An 18,114-nucleotide genomic window follows, 5' to 3' on the forward strand; every position below is an offset into this window, starting at 1 on the left:
GCCTAGTGCACCACGATCGGCTGGAATCCTTCGGCCCGGAGCGCGCCGAGGACCTGCTCGCAGTGCTCGTGGCCCTTGGTTTCCAGGTTGACGGTGATGGAGACGTCGCCCATGCTGATCGAGCCGCCCACCCGGGTGTGGTCCAGCCCGGTCACGTTCGCGTCGTTTTCGGCGATGATCCGGGCGATGGTCGCGAGCGAGCCGGGCCGGTCGTCCAGCATCATCCGCACGGTCATGTAGCGGCCGGCAGCGGAGAGGCCGCGCTGGATGACCTTGAGCATGAGCATCGGATCGATGTTGCCGCCGGAGAGCACGACGGCGGTGGTCCCGGGGTTTTCGATCTTGCCTTCCATCAGGGCGGCCACGCCCACGGCGCCGGCCGGTTCGACCACCATCTTGGCCCGTTCCAGCAGGAAGATCAGCGCCCGGGCCAGCGCGTCCTCGCTGACGGTGACGACGTCGTCGACGAGCTCGCGGATGATGCTGAAGGGCAGCTGCCCCGGCCGGCCGACGGCGATGCCGTCCGCCATGGTGGAGACGCGCTTGAGCGGGACGAGGGCGTCGGCGGCGAGTGAGGGCGGGTAGGCGGCGGCGTTTTCGGCCTGCACGCCAATGATCCGGATCTCCCGGCCGAGTTCCTTGGCCCTTGCCTTCACTGCCACCGCGACGCCCGCCAGCAGGCCGCCGCCGCCGACGCCCATCAGGATGGTGTCCACGTTCGGGATCTGCTCGAGGATTTCCAGTCCCACGGTGCCCTGGCCGGCCACGACGTCGACGTCGTCGAAGGGGTGCACAAAGACGGCGCCCGATTCGTCCGCGTAGCGCTTGGCCTCGGCCAGCGCCTCGTCGACGTTGTGGCCGTGCAGCACCACCTCGGCGCCGTGGCTGCGCGTCGCGGCAAGCTTGGGCAGGGCGACGCCGAGCGGCATGTAGATGCGGGCCTTGATGCCGAGGGACTTCGCCGCCACGGCCACGCCCTGGGCGTGGTTGCCGGCCGAGGCCGCGACGACGCCGCGTTTCTTCTCCTCGGCGGAGAGCTTGGCCATCCGGACGTAGGCGCCGCGCACCTTGAAGGAACCGGCGCGCTGCAGGTTCTCGCACTTGAAGTAGACGTCGCCGCCGGCGATGCTGCCCAGCGCCCGGGAGGACTCCACCGGGGTCCGCGTAATAATCCCGTCGAGCAGCTTCTGCGCCTCCAGGACATCGTCCAACGTGACGGGCAGGCTCTCGAGGGTATTCACGAACTAGTCTCCTTTAGGGGTTCCGGCGTCGGCGCCAGGGCGGTGGACCTCCCTGAAGCCCGGGTCCTGGCCGGCGCCGGCAAGGGCAGGGGCTCCCTGCGGGCTTGCGGCTGCCAGCTCTCCATCATGTTCCCACGTTCTGGCCGCAATGTACCGAATGGCCGAGTTTGCTACGGCGAGGATCGGCACGGAGAACAGGGCGCCCGGGATGCCGGCGAGGTAGGAACCCGCGGCGACGGACAGGATGACGGCGACCGGGTGGAGCGAGACGGCCTTGCCCATGACCAGGGGCTGCAGGATATGGCCTTCCAGCTGCTGGACCAGCAGCACAATACCGACCATGATGAGGGCGTTGACCAGGCCGTTGGCCACAAGGGCCAGCAGCACGGCTACTGCGCCGGTGACGAGTGCGCCGACCAGCGGGATGAACGAACCGATGAACACCAGCACGCCAAGCGGCAGGGCCAGCGGGACGCCGATGATCGCTGCTCCGACACCGATCCCCAGGGCATCCACGAAGGCCACGAACATCTGGATCCGGGTGTAGCTGACCATTGAGGTCCAGCCGCGCCGGCCGGCGCCGTTGACGGCCGGACGGGCCTTCCGCGGCATCAGCCGGACCAGGAACCCCCAGATCCGTTCGCCTTCGAGCAGGAAGAAGATCGTGACGAACAAGGCAATCAGGAGCCCGGCGGCGAAATGCCCGGCGGTGCTGCCGAAGGTCAGCGCGCCGCTGAGGATGCTGCTGCTGTTCTTCTGCAGCGCGTCGGCTCCTTCCTTGACGTAGGTGTCGATCTGGGCGGCAGTCAGGTGCAGCGGGCCGTCGGCCAGCCAGGTCTGGACCTGTTGCAGGCCCGTAAGCGCCTGGCTCCAGAGCTCGCCGAAGCCGGCGGTGAGCTGGCGGCCGACGAGGGCGAGCGCGCCGGCGATAACCCCGATGAAGCCGAGCAGGGTGATGGCGACGGCGGCGCCGTTGGGCACCCGGCGCCTGCGCAGCCAGCGGGTGACCGGGCTGAGCAGTCCGGCCAGCAGGGCGGCGACCATCACCGGGATGATGAGGAAGCTGATTTTGCTGAGCAGCCAGACGAGCACGCCGGTGACAAGCAGGATCAGGCCGATCCGCCACGCCCACGACGCCGCAATCCGCACGCCGTAGGGGATGTCCTCGTCCAGTTCCCGGTCGCTGCGGGCCCGCGGTGCCGTCGGGGCAGCGCCCGGCACCGGGCCGGCAGGCACTCCGGCAGCTACGCCGGCGGCGGGGCCGGCAGGAGGGGCGGAAAGGCCGGGCGCGGCATATCCGGGGAGCTCGGAGTCGGGTCGTTGGGTGGCGTCCTCAGCTGGCGTCATAGCCCCATAATTCCCTAGTGCGGCGCGCAAAGGAAACGGCGCGGAACGAGCCGGGGTATCCGGGCAAGGGTACGGGCAGCGGGGCTTTGGCCGGCTAGCTGCCGAGGGAGGCAGTAATTCCCCAGCTCATCGTGAAGGACTCCCCCGCAGGCAGCCAGCCCAGGCCGTCGCCGCTGTTGAAGGCGTTGGCCGGTCCGGTCATGGGCTCAAGCGCCACGGCCGTGGTCCGGCCCGGGAACTTGCCGGTGACGAAGACGTGGACGTAGCGGCAGTGCTCGTCCTGCCAGAGGCTTACGCTGCGGCCGTCGGCGGCGCGCAGTGTGCTGCGTGCCAGGCCGCCGTCGAAGTCCAGGTCCGTGTACGCGCAGTCCAGGTCGAGGTCCCCGGCGAGCCGGCCCGCCCGGAGGTCGAAGTCGCCGGCGACCGGCTCGGTGCTGCGCGGAATCAGGCGCTCGTCGGTCACCAGCCGGGTGCGGCCGCTGACGGTCACGGTGAGTTCTTCGCTCGGCACCTCCCCCAGCCGCAGGTACGGGTGCGCGCCGAGGACGAAGGGGGCCGGCTCCTGCGAATCGTTGATCAGCGTCTGGCGGACGGTGAGCCCAAGGTCCTCCTCCAGTTCGTAGCGCACCCGGTGCCGCAGCAGGAACGGGTAGCCGTGCTGCGGAAACACAGCCGCCTCAAGGGTCACGGAGAATTCCGATTCCTCCACCAACTCGTAGGAGGCGTTCCGCAGCAGCCCGTGGCTGGCATTGTTTCTGGCCACCTCGGTGATATCGAGCTGCTGTTTCTTCCCGTTGAGGTACCAGATGCCGTCTTCCACGCGGTTTGCCCACGGCGCCAGCGTGATCCCGGTGGCGCCGGGCGGGATGTCGGCGTCGCCGTAGCTCTCGGTCAGTTGGGTGCCCGCACGGCTGTAGAGCCGCAGGCCGGCCGCGAGTTCGGTCACCACGGCCAGGGCGTCGCCCCGGCGCAGTTCGTATTGCCTGCCGCTCGCGTAGCGCCGGGTGGAGGTGCCCGGTCCGCCTGCGGCGGAAATTGCGGCAGCGGAAACTGCGGCGACGGAAGGGTCTGGGGAGGCCGGGGAAGCAGGGAGGTCCATGGGCACCACGGTACCGAACCGTGTGCCCGCCCGTACACGGCGGGGCTTTGCCGGAAAGTCGTGAAGTCTGATCGAATGATGGAATGCGCGCCAACAGCATCACCCAAGGCACCCTCGCCGACGGCCGGGAGCTCTATTACTTCGATGATGCCGCCGGGGAGGCAGCCGCCGATTCAGGCACGCGGCGGCGTCGGCCGCGGGCCCACGACGACCGCCGGGAGCTGGACGGACGGGCCGCCGCCGGCGAGCTGCGCTTCGACGCGCTGACCGGCGAATGGGTGGCGATCGCCGCGCACCGCCAGTCCCGGACGCACCTTCCGCCGGCCGATGAGTGCCCGCTGTGTCCGAGCACCTCGGCCAACCCCTCGGAAATCCCGGCGCCGGACTACGACGTCGCGGTCTTCGAAAACCGCTTCCCCTCGCTGGGCCCCGACCTCGGCCAGCTCCCGGCGCAGCCGGCATGGGGAACCAGCGTGCCGGCGTACGGGCGCTGCGAGGTGGTCTCCTTCACCCCGGACCATACCGGTTCCTTCGGCGGCCTCGGCGAGGTTCGTGCCCGTACTGTGGTGGAGGCCTGGGCCGTCCGCACTGCGGCGCTCAGCGCGCTGCCCGGGATCCGGCAGGTGTTCCCGTTCGAGAACCGCGGCGCGGAAATCGGTGTCACGCTGCACCACCCGCACGGCCAGATCTACGCCTACCCCTACCTGCCGCCGCGCGCGGCCGTGCTGGCCGCCGCCGCGCGGAAACATTACGACGACGCCGGGGGCCGGGACACGCTCACCGGATCGCTGCTGCGCGCCGAGCGCACGGACGGCAGCCGGATGGTCCTCGAGGGCCGGCTTTTCAGCGCCTACGTGCCCTTCGCCGCCCGCTGGCCGCTGGAAGTCCACCTCGTCCCGCATCGGCAGGTCCCCGACCTCGCCGCCCTCGACGGCGAAGAGAGGGACGAACTCGCACAGCTGTACCTGGACCTACTGCGGCGCCTGGATGCCCTCTACCCCACCCCCACCCCGTACATCGCCGCGTGGCAGCAGGCGCCGCTGGACAGTTTGCTACGCCCCGCCGGCTACCTGCACCTGCAACTGACCTCGCCCCGCCGCGCCGCGGACAAGCTCAAGTACCTGGCCGGCTCGGAGGCAGCGATGGGGGCATTCATCAACGACACCACGCCGGAGGCCGTCGCGGCCCGGCTGCGCGACGCAGCCGCCAAGGGTTACCCAGTCCCCACGGAAAGCAGCACCCTATGAACCCCCCGCCGGGCACCAAGGAACTTCGGTCGCGGTTCAAGGAGGTCTTCGGGGCCGCCCCGGACGGCGTTTGGCAGGCCCCGGGGCGGGTCAACCTGATCGGCGAACACACGGATTACAACGAGGGGTTCGTGCTGCCGTTCGCCATCGACCGGACCGCCCGGGTGGCCGTCCGGCTCCGGCCCGACTCCACGCTGCGGATGCTGTCCACGTTCGGAAACCAAGGGCTGACGACGGCGGACGCTTGCGTCCTGGACCCCGCCACGGCCAGGGGCTGGACCAAGTATCCGCTCGGCGTGCTCTGGGCCCTCGAGCAGCGCGGTATCGCCGTCCCCGGACTGGACCTGCTGCTGGACTCCGACGTGCCGCGGGGAGCCGGGCTGTCCTCCTCGCATGCCATCGAATGCGCCATCATCCTGGCCGTCAACGAGCTGACCGGCGCAGGGCTCAGCGTGGAGGACATGGTCCTGGCCACCCAGCGCGCGGAGAACGACTTTGTCGGAGCCCCCACCGGGATCATGGACCAGTCGGCCTCGCTCCGGGGCGCCGCGGGCCGGGCCGTGTTCCTCGACTGCCGGGACCAGAGCGTCCGGCTGGTGCCGTTCGACGCCGAGGCAGCCGGCCTGGTGCTGCTGGTGATCGACACGAAGGTCTCGCACTCGCATGCCGGCGGTGGCTACGCGGCCCGGCGCGCGTCCTGCGAGCTGGCCGCCGATGTGCTCGGCGTCCGGGCGCTGCGCGACGTCGGGGTCAGGGATCTCGAGGAGGCTGCCGGGCTGCTGGACACGGAAACGTTCCACCGGGTCCGCCACGTCGTCACCGAGAACGACCGCGTGCTGCAGACCGTGGAACTCCTCGAGGGCGACGGGCCGCAGGCCATCGGCGCGCTGCTGGACGCCTCGCACGCCTCGATGCGGGACGATTTCGAAATTTCCTGCCCCGAATTGGACCTCGCGGTGGACACAGCCCGCGCCGGCGGCGCCATCGGCGCCCGGATGACCGGCGGCGGCTTCGGCGGCGCCGCGATCGCCCTTACCCCGGCAGGCGCGGAGCAGCGGGTGCGTTCCGACGTCGGGCGGGCCTTCGCGCGCGCCGGCTACGCCGCCCCGGAGGTCTTCCGCGTCCGCCCCGCGGCGGGAGCCCGCAGGCTGGACTGAAGCCGGCCTGAAGCCGGCCTGAGGCTGGCCCGAGGGGAAGGCATGAAGCGGGCCCCGCCATCCGGCGGGGCCCGCTTCATAAGTCGTGCTGTTGTGCGGCTGCCGGCTAGTCGTCGCCGCGCAGGATGGCCAGCAGGCGGATGATCTCGACGTAGAGCCAGACGAGGGTGACCGTGAGGCCGAACGCCGCGGTCCAGGAGAAGCGCTGCGGGGCGCCGCTGCGGACGCCGGCTTCGATGCTGGTGAAGTCCATGATCAGGGAGAACGCGGCGAGGCCGATCGCGAGCAGGCCGATGAAGACACCCAGCGGGATACCGAAGAGCTCCACCTGGGTACGCAGGCCGAACGGGGTCTGCACGGCGCCGGTCCACATCATGACCATGTTGACGAGCGCGAAGACGGCGTAGCCGATCATCGCGATCATGAAGAAGCGCATGGCCCGGGGCGTCGCGCGGACCTTGCCACTCTTGAACAACACCAGGGTCACGGCGAAGACGGAGAGCGTCCCGATCACGGCCTGGAGGCCGACGCCGGGGAACATCCCGTCGAGGATCCGGGTCAGGCCGCCGAGGAACAGGCCCTCAAGGGCTGCGTAGGCCAGGATCAGCGCCGGCGAGGGCTGCTTCTTGAAGGTGTTGACGAGGGCCAGGACAAAGCCGCCCAGCGCGCCGACAATCATCAGCATCGAGGCGAGGCCCTGCGCCACCACGAGGGTGACGGCCGCGCCGGCGATCACGGCGGCGAGGCAGGCCGCCGTCTTCATGATGACGTCATCGAAGGTCATGCGGCCGCTGTCGGCCGGTCCGGCCGCCGGGCGGTTGTACATGTCCTGCAGCTGGTCGCTGCTCATCGCCTGCTGCGACGGGTTCCAGCCGGCCTGGGCCTGGCCGAACTGGCCCTGGCCATACGGGTTCTGGCCGTACTGGTTCTGGCCGTAGCTCTGCCCGTACGGCGCTTGCGGGGCAGGCGGTGCCTGGGTGGCTCCACGGAAGTTCTTTCCGTTGAAGATCGGGTTTCCGCCAAGTGCCATTGCTGGTGTCCTCCAAATTAAGGGGGTAGGTGATGATCGGTGGTGAGGATCGTTATGACTCACGCTACCAATTCCCACGCCCGGCAGGCAGGGATAGTTCCCTTCGGGTTCCCGCCGCAACAAAACCGTGATCTGGGGCGGCCCGCCCCCGCCCTGCTTCCGCCCCGGTGAAGCGCTTCTTCGCCGAATGTTTAGGAATCCTCGGGAACAACAAAAGTTTTCTTTAGCTCGGCTAAATCCCGCTTGGGCGCCGGCTTCACGGTTGTTACGCGATCGCGACGTTCTGCCTGCTCGCAGCGGCATTAGTTACCCCGCCCGGCCTGTAACATTGGCCCAACAGGGTGACGAACATCACAAGCAAGAACCGCTCCATCGCATCGAAGTATCCGCTCTACCCTCGTCCCCTGACCGTTCGCAGCGGTTGCAATGGCGCAACCCAGACCACCCCCATGTGGAGGTTTTCAATTTGAGAAGCACACCGAGAGGCCTGTCGCAGCGACGGCGCGGCAGAATGCTGAAAGCTGTGGGGGCCCTTTTCGCCGCCGTGGCCGCCCTTCTGCTCGTCGTCGCCCCGGCATCCCAGGCCGCGACCCCCTCGCCGACACCATCCCCGTCGAGCACCTCGTTCCAAAACAGCATCAGCGGCTTCCTCCGCGGTGATGACCGCGCCCCGCTCGCTGGTGTCAGCATCACCGCTAAGAGCGGCGACTTTACCGGAACAACCAAATCGGGTCCCAACGGTTCCTGGACCATCGGCGTCCCCACCCAGGGGACCTACGAGGTCGAACTGGACGTGAAAACCCTGCCCCAGGGCATCAAGCTCGCCGAGGGCCAGGAAAACCCCCGCAAGGTCAGCTTCAGCCAGACATCCAATCTTTCGGTGATCTTCGCCTTCGGCAAGGGCATCGTGGTCCAGCAGGAAGACTTCGGCCAGAACCTGCTTAACCGCCTGGTGGCGGGCCTGAGCTTCGGCCTGCTGCTCGCCCTCGCGTCGGTGGGGTTGTCGCTGATCTTCGGTACCACCGGCCTGACCAACTTCGCCCACGGCGAGATGGTCACGCTTGGCGCCGTCCTCGTCTTCGGCTTCAACGCCATGAACCTGCCGTTTTGGCTTTCCATCATCCTCGCCCTCCTCGGCGGCGGGCTCTTCGGCTACGTCCAAGACGCCGGGCTGTGGAAGCCGCTGCGGCGCCGCGGCACCGGCCTGGTCCCGATGATGATCGTCAGCATCGGCCTCGCCCTGGCCGTCCGCTACGTGATCCAGTTCTACTTCGGCGGCGCCACCCAGCAGCTGCCCTTCGCCCAGAGCGCGGAAATCCAGATCGGGCCGGTCTCCATCTCGCCCAACAACCTCTGGTCCCTGCTCATCAGCGTCGTGGTCATCGCCGTCCTCGGCGTCGTACTGCTCAAGACCCGGCTGGGCAAAGCAACCCGCGCGGTCGCCGACAACCCGGCACTGGCCGCGGCCTCCGGCATCGACGTCGACGCGGTTATCCGGATCGTCTGGGTCACCGGCGGCATGCTCGCCTCGCTCGGCGGCATTCTCTGGGCGTACTACCGTCCCGGCGTCACTTTCGATATGGGTTCGCAGATCCTGCTGCTCATCTTCGCCGGCGTGACCCTCGGCGGCCTCGGCACCGTCTGGGGCGCCCTGTTCGGATCCATCATCGTCGGCATCTTCGTGGAGCTGACCACCGTCTTCGGCCTCGCCGCCGACCTCAAGTACGTGGGAGCACTGTTCATCATGATCGTTGTCCTCTTGTTCCGGCCTCAGGGCATCCTGGGCCGCCGCGAGCGCGTGGGTTAGGAGACAGACATGGACTTCGGATTCATTCTTTCCAGCGCTGCCGGTGAGCTGTTCAGCCCGACGACGGCGGCGTACGCGCTTGCCGCGCTCGGCCTGGCGGTCCACTTCGGCTACTCGGGCCTGCTGAACTTCGGCCAGGCCGGCTTCATGGCGGTGGGAGCCTACGGCTTCGCCATCTCCACCCTGACGTTCCACGTGCCGTTCTTCGTGGGCCTGCTGATCGCCGTCGTCTGCTCGGCGATCTTCGCCTTGCTGCTCGGCATCCCCACACTCCGGCTGCGGGCCGACTACCTCGCCATCGTGACGATCGCGGCCGCGGAAATCGTCCGCTACATCGTCACCACGAACCAGCTCACCTCGGTGACCGGTTCCGCCAACGGCCTGGCCGCCTTCGAAGGCGACTTCTACGCCATGAACCCGTTCCCCGAAGGGTCCTACTTTGGGATGAACAACCGCGACTTCTTCATCCGCGTCGTCGGCTGGGCCTTGGTGATCGTCTGCTGCCTGCTGGTCTGGCTGCTGATGCGCAGCCCCTGGGGCCGCGTCCTCAAGGGCATCCGTGAAGACGAGAATGCGGTCCGCTCGCTTGGCAAGAACGTCTACTCCTACAAGATGCAGGCCCTCGTCATCGGCGGCGTGCTCGGAGCCCTCGCGGGCATGGTCTTCACCCTCCCCCGCGGTGCGGTGCAGCCGGCCAACTACGGCACCGAGCTGACCTTCTTCCTCTACACCTGCCTGCTGCTCGGCGGTCTCGGCACCGTGCTGGGACCCGTCGTCGGGGCGATGATCTTCTGGGTCGTGCTGTCGCTCACCCAGGGCGTGCTGTACGGCTTGATCGAATCGGGCGCGGTCACGTGGCTGAACACGGTCCAGGCCGGCCAGCTGCGTTACATCCTGGTCGGCATCGCGCTGATGCTGCTGATGATCTTCAGGCCTCAGGGCGTCTTCGGCAATAAGAAGGAGCTGGCGTTCGCATGAGCATGCACAGCGAAGAACCAAAGCCCGGCCTCGGGTCCACCGAGACCGCGGAGGGCATCGACTACATGACGGACACGCGTCCGATTGCGGCCGGCGAGATTGCTCCCGGCTGCAAGAAGCGCGACCCGATTGTGGTGGCGGAAAATGTCACCCGCAGCTTCGGCGGCATCAACGCCGTCGACGTCGAATACCTCGAGATCCCGCGGCACAAGATCACGGCCCTGATCGGCCCCAACGGTGCCGGCAAGACCACCCTGTTCAACCTGTTGACGGGCTTCGATACGCCGAACACGGGCAAATGGCAGTTCGAAGGAAACAGCCTGGCCGGCGTCTCCTCCTACAAGGTGGCCCGCATGGGCATGGTCCGCACCTTCCAGCTGACCAAGGTCATGGGCAAGCTCACCGTCATGGAAAACATGCGGCTGGGCGCTTCACACCAATCCGGTGAGAAGCTCTCCAAGGCCCTGTTCAAGGGGATCTGGGGCGGCCAGGAAAAGAAGATCACCGAAGAAGCCAACGTGCTGCTGGAGAAGTTCAAGCTCGACGCCAAGAAGGACGACTACGCGGCGTCCCTCTCCGGCGGCCAGCGCAAGCTCCTCGAAATGGCCCGTTCGCTGATGGTTCGTCCGAAGCTCGTGATGCTGGACGAACCGATGGCAGGCGTCAACCCGGCGCTCACCCAGTCCCTGCTGGACCACATCAAGAACCTCAAGGCCGAGGGCATGACCGTGTTGTTTGTCGAGCACGACATGCACATGGTCCGCCACATCGCCGACTGGGTCGTGGTGATGGCCGAGGGGAAGATCGTGGCCGAGGGGCCGCCCGCTGAGGTCATGAAGAACCCCGCCGTGATTGACGCCTACCTGGGCGCCCACCACGACGTGGATCTTGGCGATTCGGAAGGCATCAAGGTGCTGGCAGCCGAACTCGAGGCGGACGAGGAATCAATCGTCGGCACCGAGAACGCGGGCATCATCTCCGCCGACGTGCTCGTGACGGAGGCGCCCGGGCACGACACCGCCAGCGGTGCGGCGCACGGCCGGCGCAGCGCCGAGGAACCGGGCCTCGGCGAGCCGAACCGGACAGAGCCGAACCGCGTTGAGCCGAACCGGACAGAGAAGGACACAGAATGAGCGCCACGAGTGCGGCCACCGCCGCGACTAACGCATACGAGGGCGATTCGGTCGTCAAGGTCACCGACCTGGTGGCCGGTTACATCCCGGGCGTCAACATCCTCAACGGCTGCAGCATCGAGGCCCGCAAGGGTGAGTTGATTGGCATCATCGGTCCCAACGGCGCCGGCAAGTCGACCCTGCTGAAGGCCATGTTCGGCCTCGTCAAGGTCCACTCCGGCTCCGTGGTGGTCCGCGGCCAGGACATCACCGGGCTGAAGGCCAACAAGCTGGTCAGCCGGGGCGTTGGGTTTGTCCCGCAGACTAACAACGTGTTCGCGGCCCTGACCATCGAAGAGAACCTCCAGATGGGCATGTTCCAGCGCCCTAAGGACTTCGCCAAGCGGTTCGACTTCGTCGCGGAGCTGTTCCCGGAGCTGGCCAAGCGCCGGGCCCAGCGCGCCGGCTCGCTCTCCGGCGGTGAGCGCCAGATGGTCGCCATGGGACGGGCCCTGATGATGGACCCGGCCGTGCTGCTGCTCGACGAGCCCTCGGCAGGCCTCTCCCCCGTCAAGCAGGACGAAACCTTCCTGCGGGTGCACGAGATCAACCGGGCCGGCGTCTCCGTGATCATGGTGGAGCAGAACGCGCGCCGCTGCCTGCAGATCTGCGACCGCGGCTACGTCCTGGACCAGGGCAAGGACGCGTACACGGGAACCGGCCGGGAACTCATGAAGGATCCCAAGGTCATCCAGCTGTACCTGGGCACCTTGGCGGACACGGTCGACTAGTCCGGCCATCGCTGTCCAGAAGGGCCGTCACCAGCCGGTGGCGGCCCTTCTGCATGCCCGGCGCGTGTCCGGTTCCCGTGGGTGCCGTCCCGGGCGCCCAGGGTCCCCGCAGGGCTCCGGCGACAGCCACTTGCTCGGCGCCTGCCCCCGTCACCCTCTGCGTGACTCTCGCCGAACGCTCTGCGGCACCCAAGCCAGGTTTCCGCGGCGGTTCCGGACAGACGCAGCCCGGATCCGAGCAGCCTTTGTCCGATTCCGTAGCCTCCATCCGTTGCTTTAGCCCCGGCGGCCACAGCGCGCCGTCGGAACCCCTCCCCGGCTATGCGACGGCGTCACGCGCAGCAGAGTCTTGGGCCTCCACCCGGCGGGTTGGGCTGGTTCTGCGGGGTCGAACTGAACGGGGCGGCCCGAAGGACTGACCTGCGTGACGCCTAGGCCCGGTCGCGTCCTTCGCCCCCGCTCCCCTCCCTGCTTCCGGCACGCAAGAGACCCCCGTCCGGAGGGGACGGGGGTCTCTTGTTTGTCTTGGAGAGCGGCTTTACAGCTTGCCGAATTCTTCCTTGACGGGCTTGTAGCTGTTGTCATCCTGGAACTCGTAGATGCCGATGTAGGCTTCCGTCGGGTCACCGGCGTCGGAGAACGTTACGGGGCCGGACTGGCCGTCGTAGTCGATGTCCTTGCCGTTACGGAGCAGGGTGACGCAGGAGGCGAAGTTGTTGCACTTCTCGCCGCCTTCAGAGACCGCCTTGAGCTGCTTGGCGATATCCACGCCCTTGGTGCTCTTGGCGGCTTCAGAAGCCAGTGCGATCAGGTTCACGGCGTCGTAGGACTCGCCTGCGTAGCTGTAGTCCTTGAGCGCCGGATCGATGGCGAGGAGCTTCTTCTTGAAGTCATCCTTGGCGAAGGTGCCCGGGATGGTGCCCTGGGCGCCCTTCAGGGTGCCTGCCTTGAAATCCTTGCTGTAGTCGGACATGTTGCCGTCCACCATGAAGATCTGGGTGGGCTTGATGCCCTTGCCCGTCATCAGCGGGACGATGCTCTTGGCCTGGTCGAAGGTGATCAGGGCGATGGCATCCGGCTTGGCCGCGAGGACCTTGTCCACCTGGCTGCTGAACTGGGAATCGCCTTCGTTGAAGAGCTCTTCCGCCACAACCTTGCCGCCGGCAGATTCAACGGCCGACTTGACGTTCTTTGCCAGACCCGTGCCGTAAGCGTCGTTCAATACGATCATGCCAACGGTCTGGGCGCCACAGGTGGCCATGTAGTTGCCGAGGACCTTGCCCTGCAGGACGTCCGACGGAGCGGTGCGCCAGTAGAGGCCCTTGTCGTCCCACGTGGTGAAGTCCGGCGAGGTGTTGGCCGGCGAGAACTGGATGACTCCGGCGCCGGTGATCTGGTTGATCACGGTCTTGGAAACACCCGAGGAGGCGGCACCGACAATGGCGCTGACACCCTGGCCCAGCAACGCGGTGGTGGACTGGGTGGCGATGTCCGTCTTGGTGTCGCCCGAGTCGCGGTGGATGACCTGGACCGGCTTGCCGAGGACGCCGCCGGCGTCGTTGATTTCCTTGATGCCAAGGTTCACGCCTGCGATTTCGGGCGGGCCGAGGAAGGCAAGGGAACCGGTGGTCGGCAGGAGCGAGCCGATCTTGAGCGGGGTATCCGTGGTGGTCGAGGACGCGGGCACGGAGCCTGCCGCGCTGGCCGAGCTGGTGGAGCCTCCGGTTGCGCTCGGGGCCGGGCAAGCGATGCCGGCGGCCTGGGCGGATGCCGAGCCGCTTGACGCCGGCGCGGTGGACGTACCGCCACAAGCCGTAGCCAGAAGGGCGACGCCGAGGCTAAGCACTGTGAGCTTAGCGATGCGCGGCGCCACCTGGGGGAGTGAAGTCATAGAGAAATCTCCTCGATCTAAAGGTGCGAACGGCCTTTGATGCGAAAGATCAGGTGTTCCTGATTTAGATTCAAGCTAATGCAATTTCCGCCCGAAAATAAGTGACTACGGTCACATCCTTATAACACTCGTTGCATAGAGGAAATCAGCGTGCGGGAAAAGCGCGGTGATTGGCTTGGGGGCGGCCCGGGAGGCCACGCCAGGGCCCACCACCCCCGGCGCCCCAAGGCGCCTGCCGGGGCCGCGAGCAGCAATTGTGGCGCGCAGTGCGGCAATTATGAAGTGCCCCAGGTGGGACTCGAACCCACAACACGCGGATTTTAAGTCCGCTGCCTCTGCCAATTGGGCTACTGGGGCGCCCGGTCAATGGTATCCCGGCCACGGCTCCCTACGACGCCGCCGGCACCCCGTCGAAGGGCTCGGCGTAGCGGAACGTCCCGCTGACCCCGCCGGGCCAAAGCGCCAGCGGCAGCAGCTGGAAATGGTCGCCCCAGGACGGATCCGGCGCCTGCACGCCGAGCGAGGTGGAAGGCACGAAGCCAAACCTGGCGTAATACTCCGGGCTGCCGAGCAACGCAATGCCCCGCTCCCCCGCGGCATTCGCACGGTCGATGGTTTCCTTCATCAGCGCCGATCCGATTCCGTGCCGCTGCAGCCGCGGCACCACCCCGATCGGGCCCAGCCCCAGCAGCTCCAGCTCCCCCGCCCTGCCCCGGGTGCTGATGACATGGCCCACGATCTCACCATCCAGCTCGGCGACAATGCTGAAATCCGGCAGGTACTCCCCGCAATCGAAGAGCCGCCGCAGCAGGTCCACTTCCTCCGGCTCCCCTTCAACCGGCAGGCCCGTGACCGGCGAGATGGAGAAGGCCGCTGCGGTGAGGGCCAGGAGCGCCGGCCGGTCCTCGGGCTGTTCGCCGCGCAGGACCAGCTTCGGCACCGGCAACTGCCCGCCGCCGTTCGCGCTGCGGCTGTCCGCGGAGAGCTCGTGGAGCACCTCGAGGGCGCGTTCGGCATCGGCCACCGGAACGAGCAGGTGGTCGTGGTGGAATCCGGCCAGCACGTTGCAGCTGATCTTGGCCTCGGTCAGGGCGGCACTGACGGCAGCAGTAAGTCCGATCGCTTCGAGCGAGGAATGCACCTGCAGGGTGATCCAGGCCGCCACGAAGTCGTACTTGAGGCCCAGGGCATCGGCGTCGGCCCGCGGCAGCACCACGGTCAAACCCTCGGCTTCCCGGACCGCGGCCGCAATGTGGCCGGCCAGCGGTTTGCCGTGCGGCCACAGCGCATAGACGTACTCGCCCTCGCGCACCACCGGCCGCATGGTCGCCAGCAAGGTGTTCAGGTCCTTCTCAGCGGGAGTCATGGGCCCAGTCTAGGCAGGTCGGCCCGTCCCACGGCCAATCCGACCGGCAATCCAGGCGGTGCCGGCGGCGGCACCAACGACGACGGCGGCCGCTCCCCCGAAGGGGAACGGCCGCCGTCGTCGGCTTGCTGCCGGCTACTTGGAGTTGGCCGGGGCAGCTTCCTTCGCAGGCGCTTCGGCCGGCTTATCGGCGGCCGGAGCCGGAGCAGCCGCCGGCTTCGGAGCCGGCGTCGCCGCGGCCACGAAGGCCCCGCGCGGGTTGTCCAGGTCCATCAGCTGGGTGGTGTCGCGGCCCAGGAAGAGCTGCCAGAACCAACCGGAGATCACGCGGATCTTGCGCTCGACCGTCGGCATGGCCAGGCCGTGGTAGCCGCGGTGTGCGAGCCAGGCCAGCGGGCCCTTGAGGCCGATGCGGCCGACGAGGTTGATGTTGGCAACGCCCTTCCATTCGCCGAAGCCGGCGACGGCGCCCAGGTTCTTGTGCTTGTAGTCCTTGAGCTCCTTGTCCCAGCGGGAGGCCCACAGGTTCTTGGCAAGCCGCTTGGCCTGGCGCAGCGCGTGCTGGGCGTTCGGGACGCAGGTGCCGTCCGGCAGGCCGCTGCCGGTGAGGTCCGGCACGGCCGCGATGTCGCCGGCGGCCCAGGCATTTTCGATGATGCCTTCGTCGCCGGAGACGCGCAGGTCCGGGAGGACACGGACACGGCCGCGGGGTTCCAGCGGGAAGTCGGTGGAGCGGACCATCGGGTTGGCCTGCACGCCGGCAGTCCAAACCAGGGTGTCGGATTCGAATTCCTGGGCAGGGGTCTTGTCCGGCAGGTTGATGAGCTTCAGGGAGCCCTCGGCGTTGTCCAGCGAGGTGTTGAGCAGCACCTCGATGCCGCGGCTGCGCAGGTGCTCGACGACCCACTCGGCCTGCTTGGCCGTGACCTCGGGCATGATGCGGCCCATGGCCTCGACCAGGACGAAGCGGACTTCCTCCTGCTTGATGCGCGGGTTCTTCTTGACCGCGGCGCGGGCCAGGTCTTCCATTTCGGTGATGCACTCGATGCCGGCGAAGCCGCCACCGACGACGACGAACGTCAGGGCGCGGGCGCGCTCGGCCGGGTCGGTCATCAGCGAGCCGGTTTCGATGCGCTCCAGGACACCGTTGCGCAGGGCGACGGCTTCCTCGATCGTCTTCAGGCCGATGCCCTTGTCCGCGAGGCCCTTGATCGGGAACGTGCGGGTGATCGCGCCGGCGGCCAGCACGACGTCGAAGTAGGGGATCTCGAAGTTCTCGCCGCCGTCAGCCGGCGCCACCACGGCCGTACGGTTGGCGTGATCGATCGAGGTGACGCGGCCCTGGATCAGTTCGGTCTGCTTGAGGTGCTTGCGGTGCGAGACGACGGCGTGACGCGCCTCGATGTTTCCGCCGGCCACTTCCGGCAGGAAGGGCTGGTAAGTCATGTAGGGCAGCGGATCAACGACGGTGACGATGCCACCGGCATTCGCGATCTTTTTCTGCAGTTTGAGGGCTACGTACAGGCCGACGTACCCGCCGCCGACGACGAGTACCCTGGGACGGTCCTGGAGCTGAGGGGTGGATGCCATGGATCAAGAATACCGTAGTTTGTGAAAAACTTCACTAACTACTGCGGGGCCTGGTCTTGCACCGAATCCGGCGCCGCTGCCCCCGGGTCGCGGGGGCCCGCGGCGGTGCCTGGGTCGGTGCCCGGCACGGGTGCGGTGCCGGGCCCGCGGAGGGCACGGCGCAGCTGGATGGCGGCCCCGGCGATGATGCAGACGAAGAGCCCGCCGAAGCCGAGGACCACCATTGCCGGGACGGCGCTGTCGGCCGGCGACGGGGCCTCCGCGACGGGAAGGGTGGCTTCGGGCAGGGTCGGCGCCGCACTCGAGGGGCTGGGTGCGGCGGCCGGGGCGGGACTCACCGGGTTTCCCCGCCGGTGCACACGGATCCAATCGGAGATCGAACCCAGCGGATTGAGGGTGGTTTCCGGCACATCGGCCTTCAGTGCAGCCTCGGCGTTCAGCACGCCGAAGCCGTACAGCGGGTCCTTGCCCGGCAGCCCGGCATCCTTCGCGGTGCTGACAATCCGGTTAATAACCTGGCTGGCGGACATCTCCGGCCATTTCGAGCGGATCAGGGCAGCGACGCCGGCAACGATCGGGGTTGCGCCCGAAGTGCCCGCCCACTCGGCGTAGCCGCCGCCGGGCAGGCCGCCGACCAGGTCCTCGGCCGGTGCCGCCACGCCGATGCTGATGCCCTGGGACGAGGAGTCAATGCTGGCGACGCCCTTGCGGTTCAGGCCGGCCACCGTCAGCACGCCGGGGATGGTCGCCGGGGCGCCCACCTGGATGTTGCCGCCCACCCGGTTGCCGGCGGCGGCGACAATGACGACGTCCTTCTGCTCGGCGTAAAGGAACGCCGCGTCCCAGCTTTGCGGCCACTCCGGGGAGGTGCTGCCGAGCGAGATGTTGATGACCCGGGCGCCGTTGTCGACGGCCCAGCGGACCGCGGCGGGGATCTGGTCCTGGTCGCTCTTTCCGCCCGGGTTAGCGGATCCGAGCCAGGTGGAGACGGAGAGGATCTCGGCTTCGGGGGCGACGCCGACGATCCCGTCGGGGCCTACTCCGGCTGGGGCTGAGGGCCGGGCCGTGGATTTTGTCGACTTTGCCGGCTGGTGTCCGCGGCCCGCGAGCATGGTCGCCACCAGGGTGCCGTGCTCGGGTTTGGCGCCGATGCTTTTCCTGCCGTCCGCGGCTCCCGCCCCGGACACGTCCGTGCCCCCGGTCAGCACGCCCTTGAGGTCCGGATGTTTGCCGTCCACGCCGCTGTCGATGACGGCGATCTTAACGTTGGCGCCCTTCGAGACGGCCCAGGCCTTCTTGATGCCGGACTCGGCGAGCCAGTACTCCTTGTCGCGGGTGCTGTCCGCGTGTGCAGCGGGGGCAGCCGACAGCGCTCCCGCGACGCTGCCGCCGGCAAGGGCCAGGGCCATCAACGCGGAGGCGGTCCGGCGGCGCCGGGCTGTTGCTCTGGTCATTTCA

General features: G+C 68.0%; 14 protein-coding genes and 1 tRNA gene. 6 read left to right on the plus strand and 9 right to left on the minus strand.

All coding sequences use genetic code 11. From position 1 onward, the window contains the following. Positions 1–2: 2 nt before the first annotated feature. The 3 genes from ilvA to AC1DBL_RS10950 form a co-directional block, all read right to left on the minus strand. Positions 3–1,241: a threonine ammonia-lyase gene (gene ilvA / locus AC1DBL_RS10940; RefSeq protein ID WP_441418489.1), complete on the minus strand. Its 1,239-nt coding sequence runs from the start codon at positions 1,239–1,241 to the stop codon at positions 3–5. Between the two features lie 3 nt (positions 1,242–1,244). Then, positions 1,245–2,588: an AI-2E family transporter gene (locus AC1DBL_RS10945; RefSeq protein ID WP_441418490.1), complete on the minus strand. Its 1,344-nt coding sequence runs from the start codon at positions 2,586–2,588 to the stop codon at positions 1,245–1,247. 94 nt (positions 2,589–2,682) lie between these two features. Continuing rightward, entirely contained in the window at positions 2,683–3,687 is a 1,005-nt protein-coding gene (locus tag AC1DBL_RS10950; RefSeq protein WP_441418491.1) for an aldose 1-epimerase family protein, read from the minus strand. 83 nt (positions 3,688–3,770) lie between these two features. Here AC1DBL_RS10950 and galT point away from each other — a divergent pair, with 83 nt between their 5' ends. Both galT and galK read left to right on the plus strand, forming a co-directional pair. After that, positions 3,771–4,934: a galactose-1-phosphate uridylyltransferase gene (gene galT / locus AC1DBL_RS10955; RefSeq protein WP_476926100.1), complete on the plus strand. Its 1,164-nt coding sequence runs from the start codon at positions 3,771–3,773 to the stop codon at positions 4,932–4,934. Next, the gene (gene galK / locus AC1DBL_RS10960; RefSeq protein ID WP_441418493.1) at positions 4,931–6,091 is read left to right on the plus strand and encodes a galactokinase; all 1,161 of its coding nucleotides are present in this window, start codon (positions 4,931–4,933) and stop codon (positions 6,089–6,091) included. Before galT ends, galK begins: the two co-directional genes overlap by 4 nt. Before the next feature lie 106 nt (positions 6,092–6,197). Here galK and AC1DBL_RS10965 read toward each other — a convergent pair whose 3' ends face one another. Beyond that, the gene (locus AC1DBL_RS10965; RefSeq protein WP_441418494.1) at positions 6,198–7,121 is read right to left on the minus strand and encodes a Bax inhibitor-1/YccA family protein; all 924 of its coding nucleotides are present in this window, start codon (positions 7,119–7,121) and stop codon (positions 6,198–6,200) included. A 511-nt stretch (positions 7,122–7,632) separates the two neighbouring features. Here AC1DBL_RS10965 and AC1DBL_RS10970 point away from each other — a divergent pair. Genes AC1DBL_RS10970 through AC1DBL_RS10985 form a run of 4 tightly spaced genes read left to right on the plus strand, consistent with a single transcriptional unit; the run spans position 7,633 to position 11,809 of the window. Further along, on the plus strand, positions 7,633–8,928 hold the full coding sequence (locus AC1DBL_RS10970; protein ID WP_441418495.1) for a branched-chain amino acid ABC transporter permease: 1,296 nt from the start codon (positions 7,633–7,635) through the stop codon (positions 8,926–8,928). 9 nt (positions 8,929–8,937) lie between these two features. Beyond that, positions 8,938–9,906 carry a branched-chain amino acid ABC transporter permease gene (locus tag AC1DBL_RS10975; protein WP_441418496.1) on the plus strand — a complete coding sequence of 323 codons (969 nt, stop codon included), beginning with the start codon at positions 8,938–8,940 and terminating at the stop codon, positions 9,904–9,906. Continuing rightward, positions 9,903–11,039 carry an ABC transporter ATP-binding protein gene (locus AC1DBL_RS10980; protein ID WP_476926101.1) on the plus strand — a complete coding sequence of 379 codons (1,137 nt, stop codon included), beginning with the start codon at positions 9,903–9,905 and terminating at the stop codon, positions 11,037–11,039. Before AC1DBL_RS10975 ends, AC1DBL_RS10980 begins: the two co-directional genes overlap by 4 nt. Further along, positions 11,036–11,809, plus strand: coding sequence for an ABC transporter ATP-binding protein (locus tag AC1DBL_RS10985; RefSeq protein ID WP_476909364.1), 774 nt, complete (start codon positions 11,036–11,038; stop codon positions 11,807–11,809). The genes AC1DBL_RS10980 and AC1DBL_RS10985 overlap by 4 nt, the downstream gene beginning before the upstream one ends. Before the next feature lie 538 nt (positions 11,810–12,347). Here the strand turns inward: AC1DBL_RS10985 and AC1DBL_RS10990 are convergent. The 5 genes from AC1DBL_RS10990 to AC1DBL_RS11010 form a co-directional block, all read right to left on the minus strand. Continuing rightward, entirely contained in the window at positions 12,348–13,700 is a 1,353-nt protein-coding gene (locus AC1DBL_RS10990) for an ABC transporter substrate-binding protein (protein ID WP_441418498.1), read from the minus strand. Positions 13,701–13,983: 283 nt separating this feature from the next. Next, positions 13,984–14,057 (minus strand) — tRNA-Leu (locus tag AC1DBL_RS10995). A gap of 31 nt (positions 14,058–14,088) precedes the next feature. Then, complete coding sequence (locus AC1DBL_RS11000; RefSeq protein WP_441418499.1) at positions 14,089–15,066, minus strand: N-acetyltransferase; 978 nt, start codon at positions 15,064–15,066, stop codon at positions 14,089–14,091. A 135-nt stretch (positions 15,067–15,201) separates the two neighbouring features. After that, complete coding sequence (locus AC1DBL_RS11005; protein WP_441418500.1) at positions 15,202–16,656, minus strand: NAD(P)/FAD-dependent oxidoreductase; 1,455 nt, start codon at positions 16,654–16,656, stop codon at positions 15,202–15,204. Positions 16,657–16,694: 38 nt separating this feature from the next. Further along, complete coding sequence (locus AC1DBL_RS11010; RefSeq protein ID WP_476926102.1) at positions 16,695–18,110, minus strand: S8 family serine peptidase; 1,416 nt, start codon at positions 18,108–18,110, stop codon at positions 16,695–16,697. Positions 18,111–18,114 lie beyond the last annotated feature (4 nt).

Source organism: Arthrobacter sp. 10T44, from assembly GCF_056393885.1.